At 41.5% G+C, this 14,263-nt stretch carries 17 protein-coding genes; 2 read left to right on the top strand and 15 right to left on the bottom strand.

The annotated features are described in order from the left end of the window. Nucleotides 1-5: 5 nt before the first annotated feature. On the bottom strand, nucleotides 6-683 hold the full coding sequence (locus QY309_03295) for a hypothetical protein (protein ID WKZ60504.1): 678 nt from the start codon (nucleotides 681-683) through the stop codon (nucleotides 6-8). Between the two features lie 132 nt (nucleotides 684-815). Between QY309_03295 and QY309_03290 the strand changes: the two genes are divergently transcribed. Continuing rightward, on the top strand, nucleotides 816-1,088 hold the full coding sequence (locus tag QY309_03290) for a hypothetical protein (GenBank protein WKZ60503.1): 273 nt from the start codon (nucleotides 816-818) through the stop codon (nucleotides 1,086-1,088). 30 nt (nucleotides 1,089-1,118) lie between these two features. On the opposite strand, the gene QY309_03285 is transcribed toward QY309_03290, so the two are convergent. The 14 genes from QY309_03285 to QY309_03220 form a co-directional block, all read right to left on the bottom strand. Further along, nucleotides 1,119-1,973: a nucleotidyl transferase AbiEii/AbiGii toxin family protein gene (locus QY309_03285; protein ID WKZ60502.1), complete on the bottom strand. Its 855-nt coding sequence runs from the start codon at nucleotides 1,971-1,973 to the stop codon at nucleotides 1,119-1,121. Next, the gene (locus QY309_03280; protein ID WKZ60501.1) at nucleotides 1,970-2,608 is read right to left on the bottom strand and encodes a hypothetical protein; all 639 of its coding nucleotides are present in this window, start codon (nucleotides 2,606-2,608) and stop codon (nucleotides 1,970-1,972) included. Before QY309_03280 ends, QY309_03285 begins: the two co-directional genes overlap by 4 nt. Before the next feature lie 62 nt (nucleotides 2,609-2,670). Next, nucleotides 2,671-3,135, bottom strand: coding sequence for a hypothetical protein (locus QY309_03275; GenBank protein ID WKZ60500.1), 465 nt, complete (start codon nucleotides 3,133-3,135; stop codon nucleotides 2,671-2,673). 18 nt (nucleotides 3,136-3,153) lie between these two features. Then, nucleotides 3,154-3,780 carry a hypothetical protein gene (locus tag QY309_03270; protein WKZ60499.1) on the bottom strand — a complete coding sequence of 209 codons (627 nt, stop codon included), beginning with the start codon at nucleotides 3,778-3,780 and terminating at the stop codon, nucleotides 3,154-3,156. 70 nt (nucleotides 3,781-3,850) lie between these two features. After that, nucleotides 3,851-4,108, bottom strand: a complete 258-nt coding sequence (locus QY309_03265; protein WKZ60498.1) for a hypothetical protein — start codon at nucleotides 4,106-4,108, stop codon at nucleotides 3,851-3,853. A gap of 208 nt (nucleotides 4,109-4,316) precedes the next feature. Further along, nucleotides 4,317-5,063, bottom strand: a complete 747-nt coding sequence (locus tag QY309_03260) for a hypothetical protein (protein ID WKZ60497.1) — start codon at nucleotides 5,061-5,063, stop codon at nucleotides 4,317-4,319. 49 nt (nucleotides 5,064-5,112) lie between these two features. Beyond that, on the bottom strand, nucleotides 5,113-5,679 hold the full coding sequence (locus QY309_03255; GenBank protein ID WKZ60496.1) for a hypothetical protein: 567 nt from the start codon (nucleotides 5,677-5,679) through the stop codon (nucleotides 5,113-5,115). A gap of 37 nt (nucleotides 5,680-5,716) precedes the next feature. After that, nucleotides 5,717-6,223: a hypothetical protein gene (locus tag QY309_03250; protein WKZ60495.1), complete on the bottom strand. Its 507-nt coding sequence runs from the start codon at nucleotides 6,221-6,223 to the stop codon at nucleotides 5,717-5,719. Between the two features lie 7 nt (nucleotides 6,224-6,230). Further along, nucleotides 6,231-6,926: a hypothetical protein gene (locus QY309_03245; GenBank protein WKZ60494.1), complete on the bottom strand. Its 696-nt coding sequence runs from the start codon at nucleotides 6,924-6,926 to the stop codon at nucleotides 6,231-6,233. A gap of 4 nt (nucleotides 6,927-6,930) precedes the next feature. Then, nucleotides 6,931-7,374, bottom strand: coding sequence for a hypothetical protein (locus tag QY309_03240; protein ID WKZ60493.1), 444 nt, complete (start codon nucleotides 7,372-7,374; stop codon nucleotides 6,931-6,933). Nucleotides 7,375-7,382: 8 nt separating this feature from the next. Further along, nucleotides 7,383-7,811: a hypothetical protein gene (locus QY309_03235; GenBank protein WKZ60492.1), complete on the bottom strand. Its 429-nt coding sequence runs from the start codon at nucleotides 7,809-7,811 to the stop codon at nucleotides 7,383-7,385. Nucleotides 7,812-7,911: 100 nt separating this feature from the next. After that, a complete protein-coding gene (locus QY309_03230; GenBank protein WKZ60491.1) occupies nucleotides 7,912-8,676 on the bottom strand; it encodes a hypothetical protein in 765 nt (254 codons plus the stop codon). A 51-nt stretch (nucleotides 8,677-8,727) separates the two neighbouring features. Next, complete coding sequence (locus QY309_03225) at nucleotides 8,728-10,698, bottom strand: hypothetical protein (protein WKZ60490.1); 1,971 nt, start codon at nucleotides 10,696-10,698, stop codon at nucleotides 8,728-8,730. A 234-nt stretch (nucleotides 10,699-10,932) separates the two neighbouring features. Then, entirely contained in the window at nucleotides 10,933-12,336 is a 1,404-nt protein-coding gene (locus QY309_03220; GenBank protein ID WKZ60489.1) for an MATE family efflux transporter, read from the bottom strand. 599 nt (nucleotides 12,337-12,935) lie between these two features. Between QY309_03220 and QY309_03215 the strand changes: the two genes are divergently transcribed. Next, a complete protein-coding gene (locus tag QY309_03215; GenBank protein ID WKZ60488.1) occupies nucleotides 12,936-14,159 on the top strand; it encodes a serpin family protein in 1,224 nt (407 codons plus the stop codon). Nucleotides 14,160-14,263: the final 104 nt, after the last annotated feature.

Below are 14,263 nucleotides of genomic sequence, written 5' to 3'. Positions count from 1 at the left end.
TGTAGTTATTTCTGGTAACTCATCTTAAACCCAATCTTCTGCCCGCCACCCAAATCGGGTGTGTGCTCCAGTTTTTGGTGAAGGGTAATAAACCGCACTTGCGGATACGGCATGGCCATCAAATCGTTTTCAATGGCAATGGCCAGCGCCAGTTTTACCAGCGCATTCAGGTTTTCGCGCTGCAGCGGCCCTTCCGAAACCTTGTTGAATAAAAACGACAACTGCCCCTCGCCCTCTACAAAAAAACGGTTCTCGTGATTTACCATCAACCGCGCAAGCAAATAACCCGGGTCGTTGATGCGGTTAAACTTCAATGAATCGGCCATGAAGTTGTAGATCATGATCTGCCCGTAGTAGCGGTTGTATTCATTCTGCCGCGTGTAGGTGTCCTTCATCACAAAATGCTCTTCATCAAACGTAACTACGTTGGTGTGCAGCACAAAAATCAACAAGTCGCCCGCTACCTTTACATGAAATTCGTGTTCGTTGATGATGGTAAATGAAACCGTAACATCATCATCACCGGGATGCGCCTTTTTTTGTAACTCTTGCACAATGCGCGTGGCCTCCTCTTTTAACATAGTGAAAGCTTCCAACAAGTGCTTGTAGGTTTTTTGCTTGGCGGTCGACTTACTCTCCAGCAGTTGGGTGATGTAATCGATGTGATCCTGATCGTTTTCCATGATTATGCATTGAGGTATGCAAAATAAGGAAATTTAATACTCCCGATAACGTAATTTTAAGTGAACGCTGGCGTCTGATTTTGCGTTACAGCAATATCCGTTTTAACTTAAGAACTCAATAACACCAGACGTATGGCAGACGAAACAAAAGAAGGTAAAGCCGAAACACTTTTTCAAAACTTTGGCAAAAAGGTTGATAAGTTCATGGAAGAACTGAACGAAGCAGGCGGCAAACTGAACAAGGAGTTTGAAGACAAATACGAAGACCTGAAGCAGGCCGCTGAAAAACTAAAAGCCCAGGCCGAAAACAAAGATCGCTGGAAGGAAGTGGAAAGCAGCCTGAAGCGTGCCGGCAAGGAATTGGAGAATGCCGTGAAGGCTGCGTTTAAGAAGAAGCAGGAATAAGGTACACAAATTCTGCTTCACATCGTTTCACTAAGATGTTATCAGTAAATGTGACGTCAGGTCTTGAAAATATTTTGGAGACCATACATCCAGCCGGTGGCTATCTGGTATAAATCTAATCACGTCAGCTTTTACTTTATCAAAGTCAATTGTTTCTATTCTTTCGGCTAACAGTTTTCTAACGGTTTCTTCCGAACAAGAACCCGAAGGCAAATCACCACTTGCTTTGGCGCGTTCAATGAAATGCGAAAGGTTCATTGATATCTTATTCTTGATGTACCACTCCAGATCATACCAATCACGACCTTTCACGTTGTTCTTCCATTTCCGAAAAAGTAAGGCATGCATTTTCCCGGCAAAGAGAAATGGAAGTGAAAAACACTTTACATAAAACGAGAAAGGTTTGAGTAATAATTTCTCCTCGGTTTCAAATCCACCGGGCGGAAGAGTGTCAACTTCAATCTTAATGGTAATGTTTACCGGTTGGTTCAAACCTGTCTGCGGTAACATGCTCTCCAATATTAATTCTTTCCAGAGCGTTTCCGATTTCAGAAAAGCAGATTCTACCTGACTCTCTTTTGTTTTCTTTTTTTCCTTGATCGAAACCTTCATCCCCAGAGATTCAAACTCGTCATGGATTGCTACCAAATACCGATCAAGTGAGAAATTGGGATTGGATTCTAATAAAGAAAAGTCAAGGTCTTCAGAAAAACGATCAAGCTTGTAGAAAATACGAAGCGCTGTTCCGCCATAGAAAGCTGCCTTTTCGAAAAATCCCGATCTGTATAATCCTGCCAGGGCTACTTCCTGCATAATTTCACGCAGCGCAGCATGCGCCTCATTTTTATTGGCAGGGTTGTATTCAGCAAGCCATTCTTTAATCATAGTTCTTTGATTGCCTCAATAATCATTTGCAGACTTTCGGACTTCGGAGATTGTGCCACCCAGGTTTCCATTTCATCCAAGTCGAGTTCCTGCAGCTTCTCCTCATCCATACGCATATTCTCAATCAGAAATTCGGTTGCCGACTTTCTACTGCGTAACAATAAACCCGATGTGGTTACCACTTTATCACAAATGGCTTTTGCCGGTGACGCTACCAGAGCATACTGATCATCTGACAACATGATCCGTTGGATACCAAACGTATAATACGGTAAAGGAATCCGTGTGTAGGTGAATTTTCCAACCGATGTATCAAACGTCCGCGAAGCTTTGGTGGTCACGGATGCAATTTCGTGCACCCGTTCCGGTATGAAACCATAATAGGCCAGGGCTGTTTCCATCGAAACGTAGCTCGGACCAAGCATGTGATTGGCCAACAGAAAAGGCTCTGGCCTCCCGGCATTTAGGATATTGCCCGCAATGTAGAGCCCCTTTTTTACGGGTATAATTAATCCATCGCGCATCAACTTATAAATCTTATCGTTGGGCTGTTTGAACGATTTAAGCAGTGAAACCAAAAGCTGGTGCGTAAGGGGCTGATGCGCGTACTGACGAATTTGCTCAACGGAATTCATTAAGCAAAATTGTAAAATTTTAACATGATAATCTACATTTTGCAGATTATTTTGTAAAATTTTTACATTTTTATCTGTCCGTGGTTCAGCAACCAATGATCCCAATCGTCCAGCACATCGGCTTGTTGCTCCATGCGCCAACGGCCCTGATCATAGGTTAAATACAGCAATACATTATCGTTTAGCTTCAGGCAAAGCCAATCGTTTGGCAAGGGCTTGTAGGCAAAGTCGAAACAATCGGTGCGGGTGTTGAGTGCATCCACCAGAAATTGATAAGTCTTGTGTTTTTCCTTTTCACGGGCCAGATACTCCGGGTCCATCACCAGGTCGCCAATTATATAATGATGGTTGCTGCGCTGGTACAGGTACCACGTGCAGGCTTCCGATTCTAATATCAAACCCGCACTATGTGGTTTTATAAAACGGGCAAATGCCTGCACACTTCGCAAGGCAATTTTCAACTTGCCCGGGCGGGTTGCTTTTCTACCACAACTGCAGAGTTTGAAATTTCCGTTGGGTTGACACATGGGCTAGTGGTACTAAGGCTACCTGCAATTCTTGTTATAAAAACTTACAATCGCCTCCATGTCATATTTTTTAAAATCCTTATCCTGAATCTTATCTACCAATGTCGGGCAGTCACTGAAATATTCCGCCATATCTTTTTTGAAACTCAGGTTTTTCGGTCTTTTCAATTCACCCGATCCCTTTTGCATAATGTAGCGTTCCACACTGTAGGCATAGCCTCCGGTAACAACACCCGTTGAAGCATTGTACATACCCGGTGATTGTTGCGTATAGTAATAACTAAACAGTTTTAACGGACCATCTATTTCCAGGCGGAGAAAAATATGGGTGTTGCTTGAAAAAATGTTTCCCAAACCGAGTGTATTGAACCGGGAAAGCATCCGCACCTGCTCGGCCCCATGCATAAATTGAATCTCCTTTGCTTCATGTGGACGCAAGGTGATTTTTTTCTTGTTCGAATCCAGGTACCGAACCTTATACTGAAGTTTTTCAAAATTAGGTTGCCCTGAAAAGAGCTTCACCGGAATCTGGAAAATAACATCAAGGGTGTCGTTCCCTAAAATGATTTTGCCTGCTATGTTTTTTGCCTGTAGGGTAAACGTTAGGAACACGCCAATGATAACGGAAGTTATTATTTTTTTCATGCTTCGGGGGATTAGAATTTGCTGCAATGTTACGATTTATTCGTAACCGTGTTGAAATATTGACATTTAATTACAATTGTTCTGTATCTGCAACATCAGTCAGGCGCATTTTTCCATCTTCTGCTTGCAGTTTCAACTGTCCGATATTTTCGGACAGTTGGCTACCCTCCTTTAAAAGTTTGGTTTTCAGATCACTCCAGTATTTTCTCGGTCTGTCTGTTCCGGTTAAGGCTTCGATTACATCAATTATTGAAAAATACCAAGCCTCTTTTTCCTCATCCCAATGCGTTCTGACCTTTTTGGCTTCGAATAGTTTTATATCACTCATAACTTATCGCCTTATTCATTCAAAAGTTACGCCTTTAAATTCATTGGATAAACTACACCACTTATTAATACTGACAAATTCTGTCAAGATACTGATGTATAAACAATAGGCTAATTGATCCTACCGCTAAGACGCAAAGGCGCAAAGTGTTCCGCGATTTCTTTGCGCCTCAGCGCCTTTGCGGTTTACAATACCATCCAATAATCCTTTACAACTTCTCCAGCACATACTCCGTTACAACCGACTTGCCTTTCACCAACCACGCCAACCCAAACAACACCAGCATGGCTGCTTCCATCCAGAAAACAAAACTGCTGCCGGGTGAATCCGCTTCGGTGAGCATATCAATGAATAGGATAAGCAACAACACCAGTATGCCGATGCCGCAAAACAAATAAATATTTCCTTCTGCATTTTTGATAAACCCGTTGTTGCCATTCCTTCTGAAATTAATGATGCAAAACACCGACATGGCAATAAAAAACAACGCGGCAAAAACGAGGTGCATGGTGCCGGCCGCATCGGAGGAGACGTAGATGTGAATGTTATCGGTAATGGGCTCGCTTGAGCCGGTGGGTAAAATCACGATCAGCAGCGCGCATACGGCTGCCACTTTTGACAGCAGTCCATCCGTTAGCCACGCAAACTTGTCCTTACCCTCCTTTTTGGCATGACCCTGGTAACAAACCAAAAAGATGGCCAGCGTAATGAGCACCCCGGTAAACAACGGCCCGGCTGCGGTGTAGTAAAAATGACTGATTGACGATTTTAAATTCGCACCTGCCGTATATGGCCAACTGTACTTGGCATTTACAAAGACGGGGTTATTCAACAAATCATAATTGTTGACAAACGTGTTGATGCCCCAGCATAGGAACGGAAGCGCTATACCGAGTATGCCGATGAGCCGCCTTAAGGCGTGGTAGGAAATAACGTAGGTGTTGGTTGGGGGCATACTATTTTTGGTTTTAAAAACTCAACGAATAGTTCAAAAACATCAACATTCATTTCAATAATTGTATTGTGTCATAAGATATTGTAATTAATCCTTGCGCAAGAAATACATTTAGTATTTTTTCAAGCCCTAAAGTACTTCTTATGTCTTTAAGTTTTATTGTCCCTATAATTCCCACAACTAAAAAATTCATCAGTCTACCGACAAATATCACATTATGATCAGGATGCAAGTATAAAAGTCCCTGTATGAAGATTAACCCTGCGAACAAAATGTAGTATTTAAAGTCCGAACTAAATTGACGTCTGTATGTCAGTATTATTGATGTTGACAGTATGAATACACCACTCAGTCCGATAAGTTCTATTAAGTAGCCTCCAGTCAAATGCAAAACAGTAAATACGTATCCAATTGTCCGCGTAATCATTAAAGTAATTACTACTGTCCACAATGACTTGTCCAGAATAGCTATGTAGTAAATCATTAATGTTATCAATGAAATGTTTGTCAGCCAAAAGAAAATCATAATCGTGTCCCAATAAATTAGCGCACTCAGCGCCACTCCAATTCCACCAATAACAGCGAGTACAAATAATATTTGCTCAACCTTTTTCATTCTTGAAACAGTGGTTAATAGCAGGCTTTTTCATTTTTCACTTATGGGGAGTGAACTTCATGATCAATTTTTCTTGATCAGAATCTCGCTCACGCTCTATCATCTTTACAAGAATTTCATTTACCTCAGGATGTAATTTAAATATCTTGTCAGGTTTTAGTCCGAGTCGTACCTTCAAGTTATCAAACCAGTTTTTTGGTTGATAATCTACGAATTGCAGAAATTCCTTCTCCCTCAATTGTTCAGGGTACATCATTCTTGAATTTTCAATAACACTATTCGCCAGGGCAGTTTTTAAGTCTGTATTAAATTCAACTTCAAGCCATTTTACAAACGCTTCCATTCCATCAGCGTCCATTGGAATAGCATGCCAAAATACAGGCGTAATTAAATACAAGCAATAATCATCAGATGCAGGTCCTGCTGAAGTTGTAAATTCTCCTATTGCCAATACCTGATTGAGTTCTATTTTAATAGGTCCGGTTTCACCGAGATAATACTCGGCTGTTCGTAATGTGCTATTGAATATAACTTTGTTTCCCATTGAAGACTTAACAAATCACCTTCTCAATGTCTCGCTTATCTTCTTTCAGATGCTCTTTTGAACACTCCATAATCACATCCTCCGTTGATACACGACCAAACTTCCACCTAAGCTGTGGATCAGCATACAGTTTGTTCTTCTTGAATTTCTTTATCCATTTCAAAAAAGCGTTAATCAGTTCAGGGTTTTCAATTTTTAAATGTCCCTGACTCTTTTTTACAATTGCTTTCAGTTCCTTAGGTATAGCGCGAGGCTCTTCTCCAAAATAATAAAAGTGTGTGGAGAGCAGTGCATGCTGCCCGCTCAAATCCCTTCTTCTATTCTCTTCCGTGTGGACGCCACGCCTTAATTTTGGCTCAGGCCCTCCGGAATAATCATAGATACAATCACCTATTATCCGTCTCCAGTCTTTACTAAACCAGTTGGGCATTTTCTTCTTCAATCTCTTCTGGCAATACGCATCATATTCAGCCATTGACTGGATAGCGGTTACTTTCATGGCATATACAATACACCCGGACAGATCGTGAACCTTACCATCTTTCAACCTTGCATTTTTTGAACCTGTACCGATTATCCAATCACCCACTTTGGCAGTACGCCTAATGGTTGGCTTGCAAATGGTTAGCGTGCAAACACCCCAAAACGGATTTGGAGCTGCACCACTATCGTGCTTTACGATATAGGAAAAGAGATTTGGCATTTGCTCACCGATTAACTCCTTTACTATTTCCATACTTTTCAACGATCACTTTTAGCTGAACAAGTGATTCACTTAGATACGATTGATCAGACTTAATCTCAAAAATCAATTGCGTATGTAAATGAAAGAATTCCTGATACTCCCCAATTAAATCCACCTGACCATTTTCGCTATAAACAACTTTTAACTTCAGGTTGTGCTCATAATTCTCAAAGTCAGCCGTACCGCTTACACTTGCATGACAGTTTTCAAGCTGTTTGAAGAATTGAAGAACTTCTCCCGTTGTCGTCCATATAGACCCCTTCACAAAGTAACTTTGACTTTTTATTTCAATTTCGCACTCGGTCTCATATCCCCCGAAATGACTCGTCTGGTTAGGGAATCCATTAACGCGTACAAGACTAATCCTGATATATCCGTTCTCTCCTTTTAATTCAAAGAAGTCCATACCGCATCTTACTCTTTTATGAGCCTATCCAACCAAAATTTTGATCCAATTACATCACTATCGGTAAGGATTGTTTTCATTGGAACCTTATCAAAATAGGTACAACCCGAACAAACGGAAACCAACTCGTCTGATAGTTTTGCTTTTGCAATTAAATCCTTCTCGGTGTCACTTAACTTGTATTGATTGCTTTCAGCCAGCCTTTGAAGTGATATTACGGCTAAATATTTTTCACCGTTATTTCCAGAAGTTAAAAGGTTTGAAATGGCTTTGTAATTTTTTGCTTTCAGTAACTTTGTAACCTTAATAACCGTCTTGGTTGAGCGTCCCTCATAGTAACAACCAAAACCAACCATCTCCTTCAGGTTAACATTGTCTTGTGCAATGGTTGAAAGTGAAATAAAATAAGTCAGTGCTGTTATTAAAAGTACTCTCATTAAATTAATACTTTAATTATCTCCACCCTCAAGCATTCAAAATTTAGTTCAAAACATGAACGTCCGAAAACGAGTGACGTTGTTGAGGTGTAATAGGGTATTAATGGTATTTTCCAAAATATTTCTCACTAGGCGTGCTATATTTATGCGTGACGTAATCCCACAATTCATTTCCATCTTTGAATTTTGGTAAGTTTACCCTGTTTAGTATTTCATTGAATTCTGTCTCCTGAATTTTTGTCTTATCGTAACCAAAACCGTGAATGTGTTCTTGTAAATAAACAACTGACTTACGTTCTTGAAAGTTGTCTGTATATACGACCTCGAGAATATAGAATTGGCTTTGTAATGAAGGTAATGCATATCCTCTTTCACTACCAATGGAATATAACGAATCAATCTTTGCTTCAATACTTTTTATTAGACTTTCATCATATTTACAAATGTAAGCACAAGGTCCTGGCGTCTTCGATTTAATAATAACTTTTTCCGCCTTTCCATCATCATCAATCCACTGGTATAAAAGCGAATTGTCTACATACGGTATTTCAACAATTACCTTACTCTCATAATCTTCATAGCCAACTATTTTAATTTTCAGAAAATTAATCATATCAATCGAGAAGAGATCGCTGCTAATGTTTGTTAATTCAATGTTGTCGTTTTCGTCAATACTAAATTGAATATTTGGCGTATAGTCCTTCGATGAAAAGATGTAGGTTCTTTCAGATATTCTCAATGCTATTACAGAAATTATTAACGAAACAATTGCAATTACTAGCGAAACAAATGTTGAAATACTTTCAAGTTTTGGAAATTTTATCCTTTTGAAATTAACTTTCATTTTATTGATCTTTCCTTTCAAAACTTATCTCAAATCATCACTCGTTCAAACTAGTATTTTGCTGAATAAACATTATGTCAGATTAAGTTTTTCAAAAAGCACCCTATTCCTCTCTTTGGAATCCTTAAGCACTTTATCAAAACTCAGTATCTCTATATACATATTGTAGTTGTCATTAAATGAAAAATAACCATCTCCACTCGGTAGTAGCTTGTAGCCAGCATCTTTCGCAAATGCTTTTAACCTTTTTGTAAGATCACAAACAATGAACGCATAAATGGGAGTATTTTTTCTAAAATTAAACTCCCTTTCATTCTTATCTTTGGCATCGCCATCAATAATTTCCCGAGCATACTTATTTATTTGAGAAATCGGATTTTCTTGGTCAGTGTAGTCATCTCTCATCGGACGTTTGAACTCAATCAATACTATTGATTCATATGGCTTCTCATCATTGGAGAAAGCAAACGGCCTATTAAAAATAATAATATCAGGTCTATCGTTAGAGTTAGACTCAATCGGTTCAATTCTCTTAAATGTTTTATCAGAAGCTAAGTACTTGTGATAGGATAACTTCTCATCAATCATCCATAAATTATGGTCCTCAAAACCAATTTCATCAGAGAGCGTTTGCAGAGGAAATATTAAGCTATGTACTGCTTTTTCAGTTGCCTTTCGTTTTAACATTCTGTCAAATAAATCTAAAACAAGTTTTCTATGAATGACATATTCCGAGAGCTTTGCATTACCAACTTCAATGATTTTTGAATAAAGTTCTTTATGCTTTTGGTCAAATTCGTCCATATCAGATTCACTTGTTATGAACTTCAAAATTGACTTTGTTTCCTTCTTGACATCAAGCTCAAGCTCCTGTTGAATTTTAAAAACCTCAAGCTCCATTTTTTCATCTGAAAGTGTTGAGGGAATTTTTTTTATCTTGTCAGCTTTGTACTTGAGAAGCTGTTTGTAGCGCGGGTGTTGAGAAACGAACTCCTTAACTCGTAATACACGCTTTTCTGACAGTACATTAATATACTCTTCAAATTCGACTTGCAACAAGTCTGTTATAGCTTTTCTTAACTCTTCTTGCGTTGTCTCATCAGGGAAATCGACTTCGCCTTTATTAAAACTTATAGTTGTTCTTTCTTCATTTACATTTTGATCCAAATAGTCACCTTCCACATAAACAGCTATTGAAAACGGTTTGCCTTCGCTATCAACCATCGTATTATCTAGCTCAGGTATGTCGGTTGATATTTTATCAACTAAAACTTCGCGATTGTCCGCACAATAATGAATTTTGTTATCAACTTTGCTACTGTACAGCCTAACTATACTTAATTTAAAATCGTTATTTCTTATTGAAAGTTGTTTTGGAATCACTTGACCGTTTGTAAATAATTGAAATAAGTCATTCACAACAATTTGATTCCCCAAATCATTCAAAAGAATTCGTGGGCAGTGTTCAGTCAAGAAATAAATGAATGTATGTTCAATTATTTTTATAGCAATATCTTCAGCTCTGGTATTGCACCATTTTCTATAATCCTCCTTTAACCCTTTCAATTTTACAATAGTGTATCTCTCACCAGATGAGCTGACTGGAATTAAGGTGTGCTTTTCAATACCCTTCTTTGTTGGCTCAAATTGAAATTTTCGAATACTCCATTGCCCATTTTCTCTGAATCGGCTTTCGATCTCAGCGTGGTGAAATGCTCTCAACCAACTAAATCGCCCAACTCCCTTTCCTCCTCTCTTATAAGTAGAATGAGCGTAATTGAATGATTCATAATTAGCTTCGTTAAATCCGATACCATTATCTCTAATGACAAAATCAATTATCTCCGGCAAATCTTCTTTACCATCAAGTTCTAATCCCTTTTGAGCTGTCCTAATAAGATCAATTTCAATTATACCGGGCTTTGTTGCACTTTCCTCGTCAATTGCTTGAATGGAATTGACGATTGCTTCGTAAAGTGGAAGAAGCGTATTACTGTACGCCAATTTTTTCTCACTTATTTTACCTTTAATGTCAATTTCCATGGTTATTCAAATTTAACCATTTTGAAGATATATCAACCTGAGGCTTGGGGATTTGGCTTTTGACATAACTTTGTATCTAAATTTTATTTCTACAGCCCTAAAAAACAATATGTGTTTGCAGTTTAGTGTAGGAGTAACTCCTACGGTATGCACCAAAAAAATAAGGAGCTGGCAACACCAGCGGCTTTACCGCTTTCGCCCAACTCCTCATCAATTCAATGCTTAGGGTCCTTTCTAAATCTTCACCGTCTTCCACTTGCCCCTGCGGAAGATAAGAATGCCCGCCACCGCCAACAATGACTCGGCCACCACAATGGCCACGTACACGCCCATGGGCCCGAGGTTGAACACAATGGCCAGTGCATACGCCAGCGGAATCTGGAACATCCAGAAGGCCACAAAATTCAGCAACGTAGGCGTGCGGGTATCGCCCGCGCCATTGAACGATTGCGCCACCACCATGCCGTACGCGTAGAACACGTAGCCTAGCGCCACAATCTGCAAACACTGTATGGCGTTGTGCAGCACCACGGCATCGGTGGTAAAAAATTCAACGATGGGCCGCGCCAGCGTAAGAAACGTAATGGTGATGAACACCATAAACACCATGTTGAAAAAACCTGTGCGCCATACCGATCGCTCGGCACGCTCGGGCAGGCCCGCACCCAGGTTTTGCCCCACCAGCGTAGCCGAGGCATTGGCCATGCCCCACGCGGGCAGTATGGCAAACACAATTACGCGTATCGCTATCGTGTAACCGGCCAGCGCCTCGCTGCCAAAGGTGGATACAATGCGCACCAGAAAAATCCAACTCGCAGAAGCAATGATGAACTGCCCCGTTCCGCCTGCGGAGACGTTGATCAGTCGCCCGATCAACCCAAAATCGACAGGCAGGTTTTGCCGGTGAACTTTAATCAGTCCTTTGCCATACAACAAATGCGAAAGCTGATACGCCACGCCAATGCCTCTGCCAATGGTGGTGGCAATGGCGGCACCTTCTACACCAAATGCCGGTATGGGGCCAAATCCGAAAATGAAAATCGGGTCGAGCACGATGTTGAGCCCGTTGGAAAGAATGAGCACGCGCATGGCCAGCGAAGCATCGCCTGCCCCGCGAAAGATGGCGTTGATCAAAAAGATGAGCATGATGGTGATGTTGCCGCCCAACATCCAGCGCGTGTAGCCTGCACCGGTGTCGATCACCGACTGCGAGGCACCCATGAGCGCGAGAATGTTTTCGGCAAAGAACAACCCCGCCACTGAAATGAGTAACGAAATGCCGGTGGCCAGGTAAATGGCCTGCACACCGGAGCGTGCCGCTTCGGGCACGTTGCCCTCACCTACCCTGCGCGCCACCATGGCGGTAGCGCCCATGCTCAACCCAATGGCGATGGCATACACCAACGTGAGCACCGACTCGGTAAGGCTAACGGTGGCGAGGGCATCTACACCCAGGCGACTAACATAAAACGCATCCACAATGGCAAAGAGCGACTCCATCGACATCTCGAGGATCATCGGTATCGACAACAGAATAATAGCTTTGTCGATACTGCCCGAGGTGTAACTCTGCTCCTCGCCTTTGAGGGCTTGCTTGAATAAACGAAACAACGAACCTGCTTTGGTAAAAACAGACATATCTGTAGTGAGTTAAGTAGAAGCCCTCTTAAAAATCAGTTCACGTGTCAGCCTGAGCTTGTCGAAGGCTATATTGAGCTATCAAATCGGTTTCGACAGGCTCAACCTGACATTAGGAGAATTTTTGAGATGACTCCTTGTAAATAATAATTGAAGTAATGGCCGGACGTGCGGCCGGTTGGTGCGTAACCAACAAAATATCCCATGTCAATCCCCGAAAGGGATGCCGACATCGGATAATTTAGAATGTGAGAATCATAGGCATTAACGATTGGGGCTTGTGAGGCCGATGGCAAAGATCACGAAAAGCAGGAGAAAAGGTTTCACGGAGTGTAAACTTTTTCCAACTTATTTTGCTGAGGGTTAGCCTCACCCCAACCAAGGGCTTGCCATTGGCAAGGGTCGTGCTGCCCCTCTCCGCGGGAGAGGGGCGATTCAGGTTTTTCGCACCTGATAAAAAAGATGGGGTGAGGCTAAACAAAACAAAGATGCAGACTTTAGAAAAGCAGGGCTGTTTATTTACGCACTGCTGCTATTTTCCAACTTTTATTGCCGCGAGTGGGTCTAACGTGCATGATGACCCAAAAACCATGAGCCTGATGAAAAGAATTTTGTTGATTCTCCCCATTTTCTTTTTCGCTGCCTGCGAGGAAACAGCCGTTGCGCCCGAAAATCCGCCTAACCTCCGCACACTCTCAGCCGCGGAGCGACAGGCCTCGAAGAGTTCAAATGATTTTGCCTTCAACCTGTTTCGTAACCTGCCTACAGACCCTACCGATAATGCATTTATCTCTCCACTCAGCGTGAGCATGGCGCTGGGCATGTTGCTGAATGGTACGGATGGCGAAGTGCGGCAAAGCATCCTGAACACTATCGACTTCAATGATTTTACTGCTGAAGAAGTGAATGCAGGTTTTCATGACCTGACCGATCTTTTATTGTCGATGGACAAGAAAGTGAATTTCGGTTTGGCCAATTCCGTGTGGTATCGTGAAGAGTTGACTGTCAACAATCAATTCGCTTCTGTCATTGAAAATTATTATGACGGAAAAATAAAAGGTCTTGATTTTGATGACCCTGCATCAAAGGATGTGATCAACAGTTGGGTGGAAAGCAAAACCAACAACCGCATCAAAGACCTGATTAAACAGATTAATCCGGATCACGCGATGTTCCTGGTCAATGCCATTTACTTTAAAGGCGATTGGACACACCAGTTCGAAAAATCCAAAACCAAAAAAGCACCCTTCACTACCCTGAGCGGAACAACCACACAGGTAGACATGATGTTCTCGAAAGGTGTTTCGATGCAATACAAAACCACACCGGATTTTCAGTTGCTGGATATACCCTATGGCAACGGTCAGTTCAGGTTTACGATATTGATGCCAAACGAATATGCCGGAGTTACTTCACTGGTTGAAACCCTTAACGCAGAAACGTTCAACACACTGATCGATGAGTCAGATTCCATCAGCGTTGAACTGGAGCTACCGAAGTTTAAAATGAACTGGCGAGATGATCTGGTACAATCGCTTGCGCAAATGGGCATGATCATGACCGGCTATCCGCTTCTTTTTGAAGGACCAACTCCTCTTATTAAAGTAGGCCAGGTAATTCATCAATCCTTCCTGGAAGTAAACGAAGAAGGTTCAGAAGCAACTGCAGCCACAGCCATAGGAATGGAATTCGTTTGTGTTTGCCCACAATCACCGCCAAAAATCACTATCGATAAACCGTTTCTGTTCATGATTCGCGAAAAACACACCGGAGCGATTTTATTCATGGGGCAGTTAACTGATCCGGGTACGTTACAGCAATAGACGCAACTTTCAGGTTTATTTGTATCTCACATGCACCACACATGAGCTTGGGTTTTGCCTCACCCCATCCATTTTCATCGGATTGGGAAAACCTGAATGGCCCC

The organism is Cyclobacteriaceae bacterium, assembly GCA_030584025.1.
Taxonomy (GTDB): Bacteria; Bacteroidota; Bacteroidia; order Cytophagales; family Cyclobacteriaceae; genus UBA2336.
Note: the sequence above shows the minus strand (reverse complement) of the source record. Positions and strands in the feature narration are given on the sequence as shown.